Consider the following 20,268-nt stretch of genomic DNA (forward strand, 5'->3'; position numbering starts at 1 on the left):
AATTGATGCAGATTTCGATACGAACCTTGCTGGCCGTTCTGCTGCTGGCTGCCCTGGCCTTTCCCAACGTGATCGCGCTGACGAAGATTCGTCAACGGCAGGAAGAACTGTCCCTGCTGCAACATGAGCTCGAGGAAACGCAGCGGCGTTTGGAGAGCAATGCCGCTCCGGTGCCGATGCTTGCCGAGCGGGTCCAAGATGAGTACCGGCAGCTGAGCCGCACACGGGAAATTGCCGTCGAGCATTTCTACAAGCTGCAGGAACGCTACGGACGGGTGGAAAAGCGCGATGACCAGACGTTGTCGCTCCGCGGTATCCCGAAGCTGTCGATCGATGGCAAACCGACACCGGTCGGCTTTCGCTTGGTCGTGCCATCGGCCCGCCCGGTGTGGTTCAAATGTGCCGTCGTCACCCGGAGATTGGGCTCCGGTGACACGAAAACACTTGACGGATTGAGCGAAGGCGACGGCGACCTGGCGGAAGACTTTGACGGACCTTTCGAAGTTCGTTTGCTGCCGGGACAGCGAGACCTTGAACTGCAAATCGGACCGACGAAAGGTGCTCAATTGCCGGTCGAGATCCGACTGGACGGCAAGATCTTGTTTGCGTCTTCTCACGATCAGGGCGATGACGGATCTTCCGGGGCCAGCTACATCGGCGGCCGCTCTCAGACGGACTACGGCCCCGATCGGGAATTGCCGTGGCTGATGGACGCGCGGGTCAGCATTCCGGCGGATGAAGGCGGACAGACGGTTGAGACAAAGTACCACTATTCTTTCTGGCTAAGCGATCAATCCAGCGGCTTCAAAACCTTTCCGGGCGCCTGATGCAATCTTCCGAAATCGATCCGATTCCTCCCCAGCAGGGTGACCGTCCCAGGCGACGGATCGGCGCCCGCTTTGTCACGGTCTTCTTTTTCGTGTCCGTCGCAGCTTTGCTTGCGTTGTTGATCGCTTCGTACCGCACCCGCAACGATCTGGACCGACGAATCGAAGTCGTGGCGACGAAACTGGCGAATCTGGAGGATGCGGACCGACAGCGCCAAGCCGCGCGCGAACAGGCGAGTGATGATGAAGATCTGCTTTGGAAAATGTTGTCCATATGTCGGACGGTCGACGACATTCCCGACTTTAAAACCGATCGAATCATTTTCGCGCAGCGCAATTCCGACGAAGTGCTGTTCTATGTTCCGCCGGGCGAACACAAGCTGACGATTCGAACCGAGTGGAAGAGTCCCGCGAAGGATGCGTCGAAGAACACTGAAGACGCGACCGCCAAGGATGCTGATGGCCAGAAAGGAGACGATCAAACGAACGATTCAGAACCCGAGCCGCTGGAGGGGCAACGGGTTTGGACGATCGATTTGATCCCGGCCAGTGGATACATTTTCTCGCTGACCGGAGACGACTACAAAGCGACGCCCATCGGATGGGAGCTGCAATCGAATGCGCCTGATGTTCAGCCCCGCGAAGAGAAACTGCCGCTGGAAACGTTTCAGTCGCGGGGGGCGTCCTGGAGCACCAATTCCAGGGCAGCGTATCCGAATGAGATTTCCAGCATGACGATCCGACGCCATCTCAGTTCGGAAGCGATGCAACCGGCCGATTTCCAACTTGCCCGATGGACGAAGCGGGGCACCGTCGGCGACGTGCCCGTGGAAATCGACTTTGAGTTCACGATTCAGTCCGCCGGTCCACCGGTCATTCGAGCCAGCGAGATCATGGGCGTCGCGTCAATCTATCGATCCGATCGCTATGGGATGGACCGTCCGGAACGCTACGGAGACTACCTTGGTAACGGCACCTTCGAACTGGTGGTCGATGGCGAAACCGCCGAATCGACGGACGAATGATGAGAAGCCTGCACGTCGTCCAGGCCCGTTCCGCAACACCGTTTCGCACGGGGGAAACGTTCCGTCTGTGTGGAGCTATTTTGACGTGACTTCCACGGCAAGCTCCTTCGCCCCCTTCAGATCCAGTTTTCCGGTACCCAGCAGCGGGATTCGGTCCACCAGATAGAACGAATCCTTCGACGGAATGAACAGGTTTGGCAGACCCGCAGCCTTCAAGTCGGACAGGATGACGTCGACGTCCTTGCAAAGCGGTCGGTGCAGCACCACCAGACGTTCTCCCTTTTTGGGATCGGCGACAGACGTGACGCAAACCTTCAGATGTTCTTCTTCGTGGTCATGCGCTGCTTCGGCATCGTTGCCCGACAGCGATCGGCTGATCTCTTCTTCGATCTTCCCGTGAGGCACCATTTCACCGCCGATCTTGGAGAACCGACTCAGTCGGCCGGTGATGTGTAAAAAGCCCTGCGGATCGATGTTGGCGATGTCGCCGGTGTTGTACCAACCGCTGCAGACGGCGCGGTCGGTCAATTCAGGTTGGTTGGCATAGCCTTGCATCACGTTGGGTCCGGCGACCAGTAGCATGCCGTCCTCGCCAGCCGGCAGCTCCTCACCGGTTTCCGGCGAGATGATTTTTGCGCACACGCCGGGTAGCGGTCGTCCGACCGACCCCTCATTGCGGTCCGGTTGGTAACGGGCGTAGGACCGGCTCGGTGGCACGTTGACCGAAACCAGCGGACTCAATTCGGTCGCCCCGTAGCCTTCGACGGGGCGCACACCGAACCTGGCTTCGAACGCATCGAACAACTCCGCGGGCATTTTTTCGGCGCCGACGATGCAGGCATCAAGATTCTTGAATTGTTCCGGTGCCACGCGGCGGATGTATCCACGAACGAATGTGGGCGTCCCCAGCAAAACGGTTGCGCCGTAACGTTCGGCGAGCTTGCCCACCTGGCGCGCGTCCAACGGATTGAAGTGATAGACGCCACAGGGACCGAGCGTCTGGGCGGCCCACAGGGTCACGCTGTAGCCGAATGAATGGAAAAACGGCAGGACGCCCAACACGACATCGTGATCATCCAAGTGCACGGCTTTTTTGATCGCGTCAATGTTGTGGCTGATATTGGCCTGGCTGAGCATCACTCCCTTGGGCATCCCGGTCGATCCGCTTGTGAAGATCACCGTCAGCAGGTCATCGCTGGAGATGCGATGCAAACCAAGGATCCGGTCCAAGATCCAGGCGGGGACCAGGTTGGCTTGGACGAACGCAACCAGCTTGTCCCACTTGGTGACTTTGTCTCGCAGAGATTCCAGCCGGATGACATCGGATTGAATGTCCATCTCGATCTTGCTGAGAAACTTTTCGCTGGACAGGACGTGCCGGATTCCAATGTCACGGATGCAATGATTGATGGTGTCGCTGGAAACGGTGTAGTTCAGATTGGCTGACACGCGGCCATCCAACGCGAGCGCCACGTTCACCAGCACCGCCCCGGCGCTCGGTGGCAGGAACACGCCAACATTCTTTTCATCCTTGTCAAACACCTCCCGGGCCAGGACCCGCCGCAACGCCAGGGCACGCGTCAGTGCTTCACGTCCTTTGACTTCCACGCCTGAAGAATCAGCGATTTGAAGACGTTTGCCTCGTCGCCTCCATGCTCGGATCACCATCCGGGCCGGGATCGGGAACTCGTTGCGATGCTCCACCGTCGCTCGGGCGTGCAGCTGATGAACGCGCGATCGCACCAGTTCGATGGGGGTGTCGCCGGGAATCGGCTGGCCGATGTAAAGGGTCAACTCACGTCGGAACTTGTCCGGCCATTTGAAGAAGAACTTTCCGCCAGAAAAACTGAACAGACTCCCCCACATCCCGTCCAGGTAGACCGGAACCACGGGGACATCGGTCCCTTTGAGTATCTTGCCCATGCCGCCGCGAAATGCCTGCAGCTGACCCGTTCGTGTGATCGTGCCCTCCGGGAAAATCCCGACGACGTCACCGGCCGCCAAGCCTTCGCGGGCCGTCTTCAAGGCCCTGGCAATCGACTTCGGGTTGGCAACCATCAAGATCGTATCGAAGGCCGACGCCAACCACTTGGCGAAACCAAACCCAAAATTTGACCCGTCGACGACGAAACGAATGTTGCGGGGCAGCATCCACAACAACAGAATCCCGTCGATCCATGACACGTGATTGCTGACGACCAGGTAACCGCCCTCGCGGGGCAAGTTCTCCAGTCCGATGACCCGCTTGCGGTACAGGAACATCAGGATCGGGCGAAAGAAAATTCGCGCGCAGCGGCGCGGGAACATCAGCGTCAGAACGAGCAACACGATCAGGACGACTACCGGGAGAAACCAGCCCATTCGTTGCGTTCCTTTTCAGCGAGCCAAGACATGATAGCTTCGTCGGGTGCATGCTGGCACAGACGACGGCAGCTTGAGAGAGCCTTCGGAGCAGAAAAACCTGCGCGGCAAGTGTCCCGGTTCTGTGTCGAGCCGCAGGCGTGCCGATGCCAAAAAGATACGCAAACTTCCGGGGCGCGAGCAACATCAAGGTGACTCCGGGTGGTGCAATCGGTTCCGATGCGCATCGGCGTGCCGCAGGTGCACCGCTCCGCCGGGAACGCGTCGCAGACCCGCTCGTGTGCGAAAACGACCGCCAACGTCCGGCGCCGTACGTTGCCAGGCAAAAAACCTCAGGTCCAGGTCCCCGGGGGGCTCAGGTCTCAGACGTCTTTCACCAACCGGTCCCAGCGGACACGCTTGCCCGTTTCGGTGGCAGCTTGGCCGAGCATCGCGAACAGGCAGCTTTGCGACGCCTCGGCAACGTCCGAAACGGCTTCTCCTTGGCGAATGGACTGCAGCACGGCGGCCTGCTGTGCCAGCGTGGCGGCCGCCGGCGCGGCGGAATGCTCCGACTGCCAAAGCAGGCTTCCGTCCTTGGCGAAAATCTTTCCGGCGGACAGATCGGCGCGTCCTTCGGTTCCGTGGAGGTGCTCGCCGGTGTGATTCCAAGCCTTGGAAACCCGTCGGCATTGTGACAGGACGTGGACCCCGTCGGCGAATTCGAACTCGATGCTGTGATGGTCGAAAACGTCTCCCGACGCGGATTCCTCTGACGGGGTGGTCGGAGCTTCGGATCCGGCCGCATGGTGACCGGTCCATCCGCCCTGTCCCTGAGCCAGGACCGGATTTCCATCCAGAGCCCAGCGGATCACGTCCAACCCGCTGACGTGCTGTTCGATCAGGAAATCGCCCCCGGTCCAGCGAAAATGATTCCAGTGACGGATTTGGAATTGCAGATCGTCCTGCTTGCCAACTCGCTCGGGGCGGCGGAGCGAACCGACATTGCAAAACACACGGGCGAACACCGGAGTCCCGATCGCACCCCGACGGATTTGGTCGATCACCTCGCGGTACCGCGGATCATGTCGCCGCTGGAAACCGACGTGCACCGCCAGGCCTTCCCGCTGAGCTTTCTCCGCCAGCTGGACACAACGGCCGATTCCGGCAACGTCCGCAGCCAGCGGCTTTTCCAGAAAGACGTGCTTCCCGGACTGCACGGCGGCTTCAAAATGGTCCGGGCGGTAAACCGGAGGCGTTGCCAGGTAGACCAGGTCGGCGTCGGAACGCATAATTTTTTCGAACGATCGCAGGCCTTCCGAGCGGATGCAGTTCGGATCCACGGCGTCAGGGAATCGGCCTTTCAGGCTGCGATACATTGCCTGAGTCTGAGAGCCGAAGGCATCGGCAAGCCCCGTCAGCCGGACCGAATCGCCACCGACCTTTAGCACCGCTTCGGCGAGCGCGCGACCGCGGCGACCACACCCGACAAACGCGATGCGAATCGGCTCCCCCGCATTCGCTGAAGCCGCTTGCCCGGCCGCCATGGCGCCCGCGATGGCGCCTCCAGCGATCATCAGACCGCTATCCTTGATGAAATTGCGGCGGCCGACGGTCGACGAGGATTCGTTGCGCGTCATGGAGAACGGGAAAAGGAAGGTGGGGGCGGGAAGGCGATTGCCTTGGATGCCATCATCATACGCAACCGGAGGCGGGAAGGGTTGAGGGAAATTCGCCCGTGCAACCGCCATCGCTCATGCGGCTCAGTTGCTCCTGACGGTTTGGAAGCCGCTTAGCCCCTAAAGACAAAGCGAGTTGCGGCGTCGGCGGACGACGCTTCGGGTCCATCCAGGCATTTCGGGGCGTCGTCGGGTGGTCAGGCACCCTCACGCATTTTTTGGCGAGCACGGCTGAGGAGCGGTCCGATGGAATTCTCCGATAACCCCACCACTCGGCTGATCTCCTGGTAGGACTTTCCTTCCAGATGGTACATGCGGACCACGTCGGCTTCTTCCGGGTCCAAGCGGCTCATCAACCGCTCGACCTCTTCGGCGTTCTCCATTTGCAACTGGTCCTGGTCCGCATGCTCGTCGGCGGGTTCGGATCCGGTAACCGAGAGATTGCCGCCGGGACCGGTCTGGCTCAACCGTCGGGCGATCACACGCCGCGCGATCACGGTCAAGTAGGTCACCAGAGAGCTGTTGCGCCGGAAACGACGCAGGATGACTTTGTCGGAAGCCAGCAAGGTCAGGAAGACTTCGGCGACCAGATCGTCTCGGGTCGCGTCGTCCAGGTCGCGCCCCTTGGCGGCCGCGGTGTGGTTGGCGACGTGAACGACCAGCCCGACGAAACGATAGACGAAGTCCTGCCAGGCCCCCGGTTCACCGTCGATGCATCGCTGTAGCAGAACTCGATCGTTGTTGGAAAGACTCACGGTGCCGGTACCAGGGAGAGAAGCGACAGGATGGCTGGTGCTTGTTGCAACATTTCCGGCGAGACCTTTCGCCCAGCATCTCCCCTTATGTTAGGTACGCGGGTCAGCGATAGCAACCATTTCACGGCGACCCGGGGCACGGATCCATGCATCGATTTGCAGGGGATTGGCGGATTTTAGCGGTAAGGATTGTCGGGGGGAGGTTGTCGATCAGGCGGGGCTGGAAAGCGCCAACAGGGTGATAACAGTGGCCTATCCTTGATTTGATCGAGATTCTGCTACTCCCGCTGACACAGCGAAATGATGAGTCCAATGCACGCAACGAATGAGCCGAACGCAACGGAGCGGCCGGGGGGGGACACTTCCGGTTTGATCGTTCCGCTGGGCGGCCCGCAAGCGAATCGTGACCAAGCGGTGCAAGCTGGCACTGCGACATCGGAGACAGCGACATCGGCGACAGCGAAACCGGAGACAGCGAAACCGGCGTCGAATCCAGAGAAGTCACGTGATCCGGAGCAGTCATTTGACCGGTCCATCGGCGAACTGCTCACGCGTTTACAGGAGGCGATCGAGGATGCGCCGGTCAGTGCGTCCCAGCAAAGCAACCGGCGGGTGGAAAGCCGGCTGGCGATCGTCCGATTGGGCGTGGCAACCTCCCTGTTCTACTCGCTGCAATGCAAACACGCGCCGACGGCGTCTCACGGTTTACGCGTGGCCTTGCTGTGCAGCGGCTGGGCGGAAAGCTTGGGGCTGGACGATCGTTTGCGGGACCAGATCGAGGTAGCCGCCCTGTTGCACGATGTCGGTAAAATCGGAATTCCGGATCGCATCCTGCGCAAACCGGGCAAGCTGAACGTCAACGAACAACTGGCGATGGATGCCTGTCCCGAAATGAGCTGTGCGATTCTGAAAGGAAGCACGTCAGACACCGGGCTGCTTGAAATCGTTCGCTACGGGAACGTGTGGTTCAACAGTCGACGCGACGACGCAACCTTGCGGGGAAAGTCGCTGCCGCAGGGAGCCAGGATGCTGGCCATCGCCGATGCGTTCGATTCGATGACCACCGATCACGTCTATCGTGTTGCCATGAGCGCCGACCGAGCCGTTGCGGAATTAGTAAGCGGAAGCGGTACCCAGTTTGATCCCGAACTTGTGTCTGACTTCAGCCGTTGGCTGGAGCGGCGACCGGAGGTCATTCACGGCAACACCGTCAATCGTTGGCTTCAGAAGCTTCGACCGAATGATCCGCAGTCGTTCTGGACCGGAAAGCTGGTCCATTCCGCCTCGATTGCCGAACCGCCGTCGCCGCTAACGCAGCGGCGAGAAACCATCTTCCATCAGCGCCTGCTGCAAACGCTGAAAGACGGCGTCGCCTTCACCGACAGCGAGGGCGTGGTCACCGAGTGGAACCTGACCATGGAACGGCTGACGGGGATTCCTGCGGAGGCGATGGTGGGAAAACAGTGGTCGCCTCATGCGTTGCGGATGCGGGACGCCGATGCCAAACCGGACGAAGAGGTCCAGTGTCCGATGCAGAGGTGTCTGCAGGAGGGCTGTTCGGTACGGCGTGCGATGTTGATCGAAGTTCCCGGAGCAAAGCCGATTTCCGTGCACGTGGAAGTCACGCCTGCCGTGGGCGAGCGCCCCGGCAATGTTGGAACGGTGGTGATCGTCAATGATCTGTCCGACCGGGAAAGCCTGGAGCAGCGGCTTGAGACGTTGCACGAAAAGTCCACCCGTGACCCGCTGACCGGCGTCGCCAATCGGGCCCATTTCGATCAGACGCTTGAAGAGTTGGTCGACCGCACCAGCCAGGGTGGTCAGACATTCTCCCTCGTGATTTGCGACATCGATCATTTCAAACGGATCAATGACACCTACGGCCACCCGGCAGGCGATGAAGCGCTGAAGACCTTTGCCAATCTTCTGCAGTCCCACAGCCGCGAAGGCGACCTGGTGGCGCGATACGGCGGCGAAGAGTTCTTGCTGGTGGCAGTCAACTGCGACAATGCCACCGGGGCGAAACGCGCCGAAGTGATTCGGCGTTCGCTGCAAGAGACTCCGATGAAAAGTTTGGGCGGAGAGCCGATGACGGCCAGTTTCGGAGTGACCGAATTCCAATCGGGTGACGACGCCGCGACGCTGTTGGCCCGCGCCGATCGCGCTCTGTTGAAGGCCAAGGACAACGGCAGGAACCGAGTCGTTCAGTTGGGTCTGGGAAAAATGTCCGAGGTCGCCGAGACGCCAACGCCCGTCGGCTGGTTCGGATGGCTCTCCAGCGGTGAATCAAAATCGTCGACGACGGCGGACATCCTGACTCCCGTGCCGATCGATCTGGCGATCGAAAAGCTGCGTGGGTTCATCGCTGACCATCACGCGCAAATTGTCGAGGTCAAGGAAAACCAGTTGACGCTGAAGGTGGTGTCCGGTGCCAACCCCGGCGGTCGGCGGCGTGCCGATCGGCAAATCACCTTCATTGCCAACCTCACGCTCAGCGAAGCGCAACCGGATGAACTTCCGACCGAGAAGTCGCGTCCGGGAGGAAGTACCAAGGTGCACCTGGAACTAAAGCCGATCCGCAACCGGGATCGTCGTCGACGTGAACTCAAGGGTGCAGCCCACCGCCTGGTGCTCAGTTTCCGTTGCTACTTGATGGGCGAAATCCTGCCCGATCCCAGCTCACGCCGCTAACGCCACGTCCAAGTGATCCCGGCCCTTCGGACCGTGCTGGTCAAACCATCGGGGCGTTGCCCCGTCGGACGGGACGTCATGCACGTCGCTGAGGCCTCGCACCGATCAACGACGGGGACGGATTGGCGTCGTTGACGATAAAGCCTGGGACGGTTACGCCCGGGAAAGCGACGCCGTCGACGGTACACACCGTTGCCCGTTCGTATTCCGTGGATCGTTCGGGCTGAAAGCCCGTGGGTTTGCCTAGCCCAGTCCGCGAGGGCTGGGTGGCGGACATCAAAAACGACCCGGAGGGCCAACGGCCCGGCCGTTTGTGGGCGGTGCGGACAAACGTCGTCTAATTCCCTCGGCGTCGAACCACCCACTCCGTTCCCAGCAGGCCCACGAACAGGGCCCACAGAAACGATCGGTCCCACTGGGGCAGCGTATGCACCAACACTTCGCCTCGCGTGGGCTGGAAGGTGCTCAGCAGCCGCCGCAGCTGCCCTTCGTCGTCGATCATCTTGCCGCCTGAAGCTTCGCAGATTTGTCGCAACTTGTCCGGACGTGCATTCGGACGCAGCCACTCCTCGGCCTGCTCCACCAGTTGCAGTTCGACAACGCCGCGCGACACGGCCTCGTCCTGACGCCAAAGCGTCACGTGCAGTTCGACCGGCTGCATGACGGCGGACGGATCTCGCTCTTGACCACTCAGTGCCGCGTCCAAACTTCCTTCGTACCGTTGCAGACTCTGATTGATCTCCAGTTCCGTCGCCGATTCCGGCGCCGTCTCGCTGCCGGTTTCGGTCCGCGACGGGTCGACGGATCGGAGTTGGGCTGTCACGCGGTAGGCTGTCGTCGGTTCGGCGTTCTCATCAAACGCTTCCACCGAAACTTCGATCGGATCGCCCGGGGCGTACAGCACCCGGTCGGTGTGGATGATCAGTCGCTGTTGCGAGGCGTACGAGTTCTCCGAAAGCCAGCCGACCACGTTTCGCCAAAATTTTCGATAGTAGCGGTTGTCCCCTTCGCCCCATCGGCGTTCGAAGTCGCGGCCCCAGTAAGCCGTGGTGTCGGTGGCCATCGCGAACGTCCGGCCCCGACCAAAACTTTCGCAGGCTAGCACGGGCATCACGCCGATTCCCGACAGCCTGGATCCGCTTTGGCCTAACAGCGTTGCCGCGGGTTTGACCCGCGCGATGACGTTGGTCCCGAAGAACCGCGGCATCGATTGCAGGGCAAGCGTGTTTTTTTGCGGATCGTCCAGCAGGGTCATGATTGGATGCGAGCGGGCGGCTGCGGGGACCTCCACCTGGAAGGTCTGGTTCAAGTAGTCACGCCGACCCGCCATGTCGAATGGGATCAGCCCGTCCCACGGTGTCTGGTCCCATCCGCCGGAACCAAAACTGGTGTGGCCGCCGACCATCACAAATCCGCCTCCGCGACGATTGACCAGGTCGACGGTCCATTCGATCTGTTCGGGTGTGAACGACGACCGGGGAATGTCGCTGCAGATCACCACGTCGTATTGAAACAGTTCCTTTCGTGTGCTCGGAAAGCCGCGGTAGGGATCGTCGACGCGTTGAATCGTGGGACGCTGGGCATATTGGTTGTTAACCACCGCTGACACGCAGCTTGTGTTCGGATCTTCTTGGAGCGCATCACGTAAGAACGTGTACTCGGTGCCGGCGGTGCCTTCCATGTAAAACACCTTGATCCGGCGATCTCGAATCGGCAATCGGAAGGGCACCTGGTTGTTGGATCCGATCGCTTCGCCGGTCAACGTCGGAATCTCCAACACCAAGTCGCCGGCGGCATCGTCGACAGGAATCGGCAACTCGCAAAGATTGGTTCCCTCGGACAGCGTCAGGGGCAACTTGGCGAGGGCAAGTTCATGCGGGCGGCTGGCAGATCGTACCGAAACTAAAACGCGTTCGTTGTCGAATCCTCGGTTATGAATCGATGCACGGACGATCGCTTTGCTGCCGGGCGTGACTCGACTGGGGACGACCAGCTGTTCGATCGCCAGGTCGCCTCGCAGTTGGTCGTCGACCGGAGTGAAGCAGTGCAACGGCAGTCCGTTGCGACGATAGGCGGTCGCGGCGCTTAGCGTGCGATCCATCGTGTCGATTGCACCGTCGGAAAAGACGACCACCGCGCGAAGGTCTTCCCCGAAAGTCCGTGACGGCAGGCGTTCCAGGGCCGATGCCAGATCCGTGGTGTCGTCGCTGGCCGTCAACGCACCCGTTTCCGCGGCTTTGGCCAGACGCTTTCCGAAGCGGAACAAATGCAGCTTCGGCGTCCCGCTCGATTTCGCCGCCCGCGCCGATCCGGCCACGATGCGTTTGACACGTTCAATCCTGGGCTCGTATTGGCCCAGGACCATGCTTTGAGAGCAATCAACCAGAATCGCGACCGACGGTTGTCGCGGCGGCAACACGGTCTCGCGGCGATCGACGGGATTGAGCAACAGCAGGATCAAGCAGCCCAGTGCGGCACCTCGCAGCGCCAAGACCAGCGGCGATCGGGCCCGGCGTGACGTTGCCACTCGAGACGCAATCACCAGCAATCCGATCACCGCGGCGATTATCGCGACGTAGACGGCAGCCGGATAAAACGGTTCCCAATGAATCATGAAATCGGTGTGGTTCTCGCGAAGTCGATTCTGCGGACGCTACTGCAAATCTTCCGACAACGTTCGGTAATACTCCTCGACCATGTCCTGATATTCCGTGGGAACGGCCGCATCCTGTTGCTGCAGTGCGCCGTCCAAAAAGGCTTCCTGAATCCGTTGCTGCAGCAATTGGTCCAGGGCCCTCAACCCTTCGAAGGTATTTCTCGGCGACTGCGCAAACGCGGTCTCGGATTCCGGCGTGGCGTCATCTCGGTCCCGGTGAATCGAGGAGCCGCCGCTAGCAAGGCGCGACAAAAGTTCCGCCGCGCGTGCCAGCTCCGCATCGCCGGAAGACCAGGATCGAACGGTTTGACCAAGGGATGCGGCACCGGACTCCGCCGCAGCTTTGGCGTTTGAATTGGCGTTGAACCGGAGCTGATCCAACAGCGCAGCGGCTTGGCGTTCGGCTTCAGACAGCCGCGCCAACTGCATCGAATCGAATTGTTTCTGAACCTGGCTCAGGCTCTCCGCCAAGCGGTCCAACTGGCCTGCCGCATGGGTTCCGCTGGCCGCGGCCGGTAGGCGTTTTCCGGCTTGGAGCTGATCCGCCGCGTCATGAATCTTTTGACGTGCGTCGGCGGCCGCGTCGACCGGAGAGGCATCCAGCAGTTCCCGTTGAACCTCCCATTCCTGATCGCCCGCGTCGGCAACCAGTTTCTGGACCAGATCGGCGAGTTCGTCAGATCGTTCCGCAAGCTGCTCCTGTTGATGGATTTGATCTTCCGCTTGCTGCTCCGATGGTTCCTCCTCATCCGACTTCGACCCCGACTGCGACGCCTGGACCGAGCCGCTGAGGGCTCGCTGGTTTGTCGCCAGGTTTTCTGTCATTCGCTGGACGTCGGACAACAACTGGTCAAAATCTGGTTGTTCACGCTTCCGCAGGTGGTCCGCCAAACGTTGGAGTTCCGCGGCGGACCGCTCGGCCTGTTCAATGGACTCGGAGTCCTTTTCGCCCTGGCCGATCAGTTCCGCACTTCGCAAAGCCGCCTGCCGAGCCTGCTCGGTCTTCTGTTTTGCCAACTCACCCAAGTCGCCGGCTTCAAGCTGACGCCGCAACTGATTCATCTCGTCGGCCGCCGCCGTCTGCTCCTGTTGCAATTGCTCTCGCGTCGGAGCCTTTGGTGTCGAATCCGATTGATTTTCGCTTGACTGTTTGGGGCTCGCTTGAGATTGACGCGGTGAACTCTGCTGCGATTGGCTAGAGGCCGATGCGCTGGAGCATGCGGCGGCGGATTTGCAGAAGCTTTGTTGCTTCTTGGCAAGCTGTTCCATTTTCTCGATCAGTTTCGGCAGTTCGCTGTCTTTGGGCGAGGTCGGTTTGGGCTCCGGTTTGCGGACCTTGTCCAATTGTTGTTGATCGACTTTCCTCGCCGCCTGCGACTGAGAGTTGCCTTGCTTCAAAATTTTGCGCAGATTGCGTCGTGCCGCGATCAAATCCGCCAACGCGGTTTCTTCGTCAGGCCTGGCATCGGACAGATTGTCTTCCGCCAAGTGTTCCAGCGCGTCGTCCATCGCTCGTGTCGCATAGATCAGCATCGGAAGCGGTCCAATCTTTTGCTCCAGCGCTTCCCGCAACGCATCCGTTTTCTCGCGAGCATCTTGCTGGTCGGTCCGCAGCGTTTGGACCGCCGTTGAATCGACCGTTTCACCGGACGGCGGTTTCCGCTCCAGAGTAAAGTTGCGACGAACAATCTCTCGTTGAGCTTTGATCAGTTTTTCCAGACTCAGGCATTCTCCCTGACAGTTTCCGTTGCATTCTTGCAGTTCATACGTCCGCGAAAACGGGCGGATGTCGACGAAATGAAGGTCGCTGGACGCGGATGTCGGTTCGGCTTGACGGCGATCAGCCGCAAAGGCGTAAAACGTCAAAGCCTGGGGGAAGTTCAGTTGCAGATCTTCCAACGGCAGCACGACCTGATGACGGACCTGGCCGGAATCTTCGGAAGGGGCGGATTGCCACAGCAGCTGTTCTTCACCGTCGTCGATGCGATATTTGATTCCGACATTCTGAAGGGCGTAATCGTCAGATGCTTCCACACCGAACCTCAGCTCGGTCGTGGAGATGGCTTCACTTTCTGGCGGAAGCTGTGTCAGTCGAACCGATGGCGGCCGATCCGGTATCACATCGACCAACAAGGGAGATTCGCACCGCATCCCGTCTTCCGTTTCCGCGGCCAGCAACAATTGGAACGGTTCCCTCCCCGATTCGACCGAGACGAGGGCGTGTTCCTCGTTTAACGATTCACTGATGCTCGGAAGTTTCGAGTCGCCGGAAGAGACGGGGGCGGTGGATCCAGAGATCGGATTCACTTGAATCGTCGAAGGCGGCCGGTTGAACGTGGCGGACCAGTGGATCGTTGATCCCTCGGGAACTCGCACGTCCGTGACATCGCTTTCCGACTCGGGCAGTCCCGTGTATTCAGGCGGAACCACTTTGACCGCCAGTGTTTCGATTGTCAGCGGCTGCAACACGTGGATGTCGGCAATCGGTCCCCGGTACGGACCCGCCACAATCTGGGCCTGAAAGTCGTCCGCTTGGGGCGGAACGGTGGCGCCCAGGTCGCCGTGCAGCGATCGCGGTTTAGGTCCTTCCAGGGGAACCTCGGTCCAATCGGCATCATCCGACTTGCGGAAGCGAACGATCGCCGATTGAATCGGCCGACCGTCCACGTGCACCGACACGGGAAGTTCCTGGTCCCAAGCGATGGTTTCTGGAAAGGCCTCCGCGTTGACGGACGAGTAAGGGATCGGCAGCAAGAACAGCCGTCCGGTGGTGATCCGCCACTCAGCGTTCGCCATCAGGCCCCAAGTCCATGCAACAAGTAAACAACTGAGGGCTCCTCCGATCGCCATCAAGGGCCAAACCGGCGAACGCGGTTCCGAATGCATCCGCGTGACCTGCGATTCGGTCTCCACTTCCAATGCTTCCAGCAAGCTGGGGTCGGCCGGTGAAGTCGATGAGGCTTCCTCGCGGTAGTCGACACTGGTTCGCAAACGTTGCCCCAGATCGGGCCAAGCTTGCTCCGCCAGTGCCGCCGCGTCGTGCGATTCAAAGTTCAGCCAACGTCGCCAATGCACCAATCCCGCGGTCAGCAGGCCCAGGCCGAAGATCCATGCGGTGATCCGAGTCATCGTCGAGAGTTCGTAGCGGTAGTCAAGCAGCGCCAACAGACCGCTGAAAAGACCGATCCATAGCAAGGCCGCCAGCGCGATCCTGGCAGAGCGTCTCAGACGCTCCCGGCCACGGACACGCTCGAGTCTTCGGTGGTGCGTCCCGATCGATCGGGTGCGTTGTTTCGGTTCGGGAGGAAGTGCGGTGGTCGTTGCCATGATTCGGTGACTCGCAATCGAAGTGAACGCACGTGTGATTTTGGTGTGAACGGTGTTATTCAGGAGTCCGGCTGGACAGCAGCAGTTCCGCACTGAGCAGACCCAGCAAACCCCAGACGACCCAGGGCCATTTTTCGTCCGATCGGCTCGCTCCCTCGGGAGCAAATTCCTGGTGACCAACCGGAGCGTCTTCGGCGGCGGCCCGTTGAAGCCCCAGTTTCGCTCGAAAAGCGTCTTCGTCCAATTTGCCAATGTCGGATTCGCTGGCAGCGACGTTCTGGACCACAACGCCGGCCAGGTCGTCTTCAATTCCCGGTGCTTGCTGTGCATCACGGATGGTCAGACTTTGCACCGGCCGCAACGGCTCGAATCTCCCGGTCAGCCAAGCCGCCAGTTGCCGTACCAGCGGCACATACAAGCGGTTCTGCGGCCAGTCATTCCACTGTCGGTCCGCGGTGGTTGCCACGAAAGTCAATCGGCCGGTTCCCATTTTACGTGAGACGATCAGCGGCGACGCACCCGCTTGCATCAGAACTTCAAATTCGCCGGCCTTGTCGACGATCGGCAGGATGCGGTGGACGGTCAATCGTCGCAAATCGCCCCGGTGCGGTTCAGCGAACAGCCGCAACGCGGGATTCTCGCGATCAAAGTCGGTCACGCGAAGCTGCACGTCCCGGGGCGGCTGGAATTCCAGTTTTCCCGTCAATTGCGACTGACGAAGGGTTTGGAGCACTGCTGCGGAGGTCCGGTCACCGGCGAAAATCACAAGGTTGCCGCCGCGCTCAAGAAACTGACGCATCCGATCGGCATCGGACTTTGAAAGCCGACCGATGTTCGCCAGCACGATCAAGCGAAAACCGCCCAGGTCTGGAAAACCCTTCCCCCGATCCCAAATCAATCGCTCGACTTCGAAGGTGCGTGGAGGACCGGATCCGACGGCCGTTTGCAGACGCAGCGCCTTCTCTAGAAAATAGGTTTCGTTTTCGTACGTGTTGTCCGACGACTGACCGTCCACCAACAACACTCGATCCGGGTAGGTGACTTCGAAGGCGACGTACCGCTGGTCATCCCAGGCGAAAGCGTCATCGCCCTGAATGGAAACGGTTCCGTGGTAGATGCCGGAAGTCGTGATCGGAAGTTCCATGACGACCGATCGCCGCTGCTCGCCCTCCAGATCCACCACTGCCTGTTGCTTAACAGTTTGATCGGGACCCTGCAGTTCCAGTGAGAGCTTCAGGGCCGAGATCGGAAACGGCGACTGGTTGGATATCCAAATGGAGATCGCAATTGGATGCTTGGGGCGGAGTTCCGTTTGCGTGGGTTGGACATCCAGCACCGCCAGATTGCCGGAGACGGCGGGACCGGTATCCAGAATCTCGACGGGGACATCCGCGGGGAACAGGAGGTCGGCCGCGCCGTCTAAAGGGGCGCGTTGATAATCGCTAAGGATCAACAGTGTTCGGTCTTTACGAATCGACCCGCCCAGCCGATCGGCTGCCCATTGCAAAGGTTTCACGTAGCTGCCGGCGGTGGCGGAGGCATCCAGCTTGGACAAGTCCGCCGAGCTGACCGATTGCACTCCCGAAGCGTCAAACAGCCCCAGGTGGACTCGCGCCTGATCGCCCTGCTCGGACAAAAACTTTGCCGCCTGGCGCTTGGCTTGGTCAAACGCCGATCGCCCGTCGTCGTGGCGTGCGGACATGCTGGCGGATCGATCGATCAACACAGCGACCTCGCGAGTGCTTCCGTCGACGGGCACTTCGGGAAGGTAGGGTCGGGCGAACAACAATCCCAGCAGCAACACAGCCAGACAGCGAAGCGCAAGGACCAACCAACGACGAATCCACCGGCGACGCTTGGACTGTTGGACGACTTGAGAGATAAATCGTGTCGAACCGATTTCCATCAGCGGGGCGCGAGGTCGCAACAACAGGTGGATCCAAATGGGAAGCGTCATCGCCGCCAGACCGGCAAGTAAGAATCCCGCGTGCATCAGATTCATCGCTGTCCTCCCTGACGCGGTGGAGTTTTCGGCAGATTTGAATTCACCATCGGTGGCCCCGCATCCGGAAGTATTCTCGCAGTGCGCCCGGCAGAGGCGTGTCGGTCGACAACGCGACGTAATCAAACTCGTGACGGAGACAGATTTGTTGCAGATCCGCCTGCCAGGATTGAACCGCGGCAGTGAATTCCTCACGAATCGCATCGACGTCGGTCACGACTTCCTGCCCCGTCTCCGAGTCCCGAAAGCGAATCGATCCGCTGACCGGAAGCTGCTTTTCCAACGGTGTCAGCACGTGAAACAAAATGACTTCGTCGCCGCCGTCGCGAAAATGCCCGATGACCCGGTCCAGCTGATCTTCGGGGTAATAGAAATCACTGATCAAGACGGTCACCCCGCGCCGTGGTAGCAACTCGCTGACTTCGTGCAGGACTTCGGGAGAGTCGCAGATCGAGCGTTCCGGTTGCCGTGCCAGCTGGTGCAGGATCTCTTGGCGATGGTCGGCAGTCCCTCGGGGACGCAAGTGGCAGCGAATGGCATCGGCGAACAGCGTCAATCCGACCGCGTCGCGTTGACGGGCCGAAAGGTGCACCAGTGCGGCGGCCAGCACCGAAGCGCATTCCCATTTGCCTTCGGTCATCATCGAAGCGCTCGAATCGACAACCAGGTGTAAATCAACGTTGGTGTCCGCGTCGTATTCTTTGACAAACAGACGCTCGTGCCGTCCATACAGCCGCCAGTTGACATGCCGTAAATCGTCACCAGGCATGTACTCGCGATGCGAAGCGAACTCGACCGAGAACCCGAGAAAGGGGCTCTGGTGAAGCCCGTGAAGGAACCCCTCCACAACGCACTCGGCGATCAGTTCCAAGTCCTCGGTGGCGGAGAACAATTCGGCGGCCGTCAACTTGGACGGATCGATCGCCTGCGGGCTCATGGGACAGGTACCTGACGGAGGAGATCGCCAATCACCTGATCCACGTTGACGTTTTCGGTGCGGGCCTGGAAGGTCAACGCCAATCGGTGCCGCATGACTGGCGCGGCAACGGCCTGGATGTCTTCAAAATCCACGTGATAGCGTCCCAACAGGACCGCACGGGCCTTTCCCCCCAGCACCAAACATTGGCTAGCCCGCGGGCTGGCACCGAACCGGATCATGCGGTGGAGATCGGTTCGCGGGCCCTCGCCGTCGGGGCGTGAGGCCGCGACCAGGTCCACCGCGTAGCGAACCACGTCATTTGCAACGGGGACTCCGCGGACCAATTCTTGTAACTGCAACACCTGATCGATCGAAAGCACCGCGTCCAAATCCACTTTGGTATTGGTCGTTGTCGCTTTGACGATCTCCACCTCTTCGTCCCGCGTCGGATAGTTGACCGGGATGTTGAACATGAATCGGTCCAGCTGTGCTTCCGGCAACGGGTATGTCCCTTCCTGCTCGACCGGGTTCTGGGTGGCAACGACAAAGAAAGGTGGTGGCAATCGATAGGTTTGCCGGCCAACGGAGACCTCCAATTCTTGCATCGCTTGCAGCAGCGCTGCTTGGGTCTTTGGCGGCGCGCGGTTGATTTCGTCAGCCAGCAGAAAATGGGTGAACAGCGGACCCTGGAAGAACTCAAGCTTCCGATGTCCCGTCTCCGGATCCTCTTCGACGATTTCCGATCCGGTGATGTCCGAGGGCATCAGGTCCGGGGTGAACTGGATACGCTGGAAATCCATGTCCAACATGCGGGCCAGCGAACGGCCCATCAACGTTTTCCCCAATCCTGGGACGCCGATCATCAATGCGTGTCCGCGACAGAGCATCGCGATCAACAGGCTGTCGATCACGCGATCCTGGCCGACGACAACACGGGCGATCTCCTGTTTTAACTTCGCGCGCGCCTGCTGCAACTTCTGGACAATTTCGGGGCGATCCACCGCGGCCGCTTGATCGTTCATGGGGTGCTCGGCTTGGAGGTTGAAGTTTCTATCGAGTCGGACTCATCGGTGTCGGACGAAACATCGGTCGCGGCATCGGCCTCACTCGGCGCAGACGGCAGGATCGCGTCGATCTGATAGGCCTCCGCCAAGGTCCCGTCGGTCGGGCCCGAGAATTCGTCCGCAAGGATTGCCGCGTCTTTGTTCGTCAACGTTTCCAATTCGCTTCCGATCCCATCGCCGTTGTCATCCAACTGGGGATGTTCGGTCGCAAGCAAGTTTTCTTGCTCGTAAGAATCACGGACGCTTTTGGCAACTTCGACAAAAAGCTGTTTCACTGAAAGGGACGCGGAGCCGTTGGCAGCATCCGGATCGGCTTCGTCGCTTAGACCAACCGGCGCTGACTCTTCGGATCGCTGCAGGTCCGCGGCCATCCACTCTGCCAAATGCTTGGGAAACCGTGTCTCGTTGACCTCGCCCTGGCCGTCCGTTGCCGTCATCACGATCCTGCCCGGTCGCGATAGCGGCGCGAAGAACTTCCCCGACGCCGGTTGCGTCATCCAAAACACCTGACGATCACAGGAAAAGTTGGCAAATTGTGCACCCCATTCCGCCGCGTTCAAATCAGGCCCGGGCAGATGGAACCACGCGTTGTTTTGATCGTGATTGCCGTGACCGATGAAGAACACCCACAGCGCGTCGGAGGGTTCGCTCCGGTCGGAGAGGTCTCGGAGTGTTTGGACGATTTGTTCGGCGCCCAGGTTGCGCAACACGCTGACATTCTCCGGCGGGAATCGGAGTCGCCGGATGGACCAGTCACGCCAAATGTCCGCCTGATGATCAAATGTCTGGCGGTGCTGTTCGTCGCCCGGTAGTCCCACGATGATCACGGCGTAGCCGCGTTCTGAGGTGGGGGCACGTTTTTCCGACTCGTCCGCCTCCTGACACCAAGCCGATCTCGGTGTTCCGATTGCGACGCATATCAACAGCGTCATCGTCTTCACCAGGGCGCGGTGAAGCTCCGGTCGATCCGATTTGAGACTCAA

General features: G+C 60.1%; 12 protein-coding genes. 3 read left to right on the forward strand and 9 right to left on the reverse strand.

The window, feature by feature from the left end; translation table 11 throughout:
* Window positions 1-5: 5 nt before the first annotated feature.
* A complete protein-coding gene (locus FYK55_RS17915; RefSeq protein ID WP_150077822.1) occupies window positions 6-827 on the forward strand; it encodes a hypothetical protein in 822 nt (273 codons plus the stop codon).
* A complete protein-coding gene (locus FYK55_RS17920) occupies window positions 827-1,852 on the forward strand; it encodes a hypothetical protein (protein ID WP_150077823.1) in 1,026 nt (341 codons plus the stop codon). The genes FYK55_RS17915 and FYK55_RS17920 overlap by 1 nt, the downstream gene beginning before the upstream one ends.
* A gap of 75 nt (window positions 1,853-1,927) precedes the next feature.
* Here the strand turns inward: FYK55_RS17920 and FYK55_RS17925 are convergent, their stop codons facing one another.
* The 3 genes from FYK55_RS17925 to FYK55_RS17935 all read right to left on the reverse strand — a co-directional run bounded on the left by FYK55_RS17925 (window position 1,928) and on the right by FYK55_RS17935 (window position 6,626).
* The gene (locus FYK55_RS17925; protein WP_150077824.1) at window positions 1,928-4,213 is read right to left on the reverse strand and encodes an AMP-binding protein; all 2,286 of its coding nucleotides are present in this window, start codon (window positions 4,211-4,213) and stop codon (window positions 1,928-1,930) included.
* A gap of 362 nt (window positions 4,214-4,575) precedes the next feature.
* On the reverse strand, window positions 4,576-5,832 hold the full coding sequence (locus FYK55_RS17930; protein ID WP_161604601.1) for a Gfo/Idh/MocA family protein: 1,257 nt from the start codon (window positions 5,830-5,832) through the stop codon (window positions 4,576-4,578).
* Window positions 5,833-6,068: 236 nt separating this feature from the next.
* Window positions 6,069-6,626, reverse strand: coding sequence for an RNA polymerase sigma factor (locus tag FYK55_RS17935; protein WP_150077826.1), 558 nt, complete (start codon window positions 6,624-6,626; stop codon window positions 6,069-6,071).
* Window positions 6,627-6,938: 312 nt separating this feature from the next.
* Here FYK55_RS17935 and FYK55_RS17940 point away from each other — a divergent pair, with 312 nt between their 5' ends.
* Window positions 6,939-9,317 (forward strand): sensor domain-containing diguanylate cyclase/phosphohydrolase, encoded by a 2,379-nt coding sequence (locus FYK55_RS17940; RefSeq protein ID WP_161604602.1) that lies wholly within the window; start codon window positions 6,939-6,941, stop codon window positions 9,315-9,317.
* A gap of 337 nt (window positions 9,318-9,654) precedes the next feature.
* Here FYK55_RS17940 and FYK55_RS17945 read toward each other — a convergent pair whose 3' ends face one another.
* From FYK55_RS17945 to FYK55_RS17970, 6 genes are read right to left on the reverse strand one after another with little or no spacing between them, the layout of a single operon-like run.
* Window positions 9,655-11,931 carry a glutamine amidotransferase gene (locus FYK55_RS17945; RefSeq protein ID WP_150077828.1) on the reverse strand — a complete coding sequence of 759 codons (2,277 nt, stop codon included), beginning with the start codon at window positions 11,929-11,931 and terminating at the stop codon, window positions 9,655-9,657.
* A 39-nt stretch (window positions 11,932-11,970) separates the two neighbouring features.
* The gene (locus FYK55_RS17950; protein WP_150077829.1) at window positions 11,971-15,300 is read right to left on the reverse strand and encodes a DUF4175 family protein; all 3,330 of its coding nucleotides are present in this window, start codon (window positions 15,298-15,300) and stop codon (window positions 11,971-11,973) included.
* Between the two features lie 55 nt (window positions 15,301-15,355).
* The gene (locus FYK55_RS17955; protein WP_161604603.1) at window positions 15,356-17,302 is read right to left on the reverse strand and encodes a BatA domain-containing protein; all 1,947 of its coding nucleotides are present in this window, start codon (window positions 17,300-17,302) and stop codon (window positions 15,356-15,358) included.
* Between the two features lie 43 nt (window positions 17,303-17,345).
* On the reverse strand, window positions 17,346-18,239 hold the full coding sequence (locus FYK55_RS17960; protein ID WP_150077831.1) for a DUF58 domain-containing protein: 894 nt from the start codon (window positions 18,237-18,239) through the stop codon (window positions 17,346-17,348).
* Window positions 18,236-19,243 (reverse strand): AAA family ATPase, encoded by a 1,008-nt coding sequence (locus tag FYK55_RS17965; RefSeq protein ID WP_150077832.1) that lies wholly within the window; start codon window positions 19,241-19,243, stop codon window positions 18,236-18,238. The genes FYK55_RS17960 and FYK55_RS17965 overlap by 4 nt, the downstream gene beginning before the upstream one ends.
* On the reverse strand, window positions 19,240-20,268 hold the full coding sequence (locus FYK55_RS17970; RefSeq protein ID WP_161604604.1) for a caspase family protein: 1,029 nt from the start codon (window positions 20,266-20,268) through the stop codon (window positions 19,240-19,242). The genes FYK55_RS17965 and FYK55_RS17970 overlap by 4 nt, the downstream gene beginning before the upstream one ends.

This window comes from Roseiconus nitratireducens (assembly GCF_008629675.1).
In the GTDB taxonomy this organism is placed as follows: domain Bacteria; phylum Planctomycetota; class Planctomycetia; order Pirellulales; family Pirellulaceae; genus Stieleria; species Stieleria nitratireducens.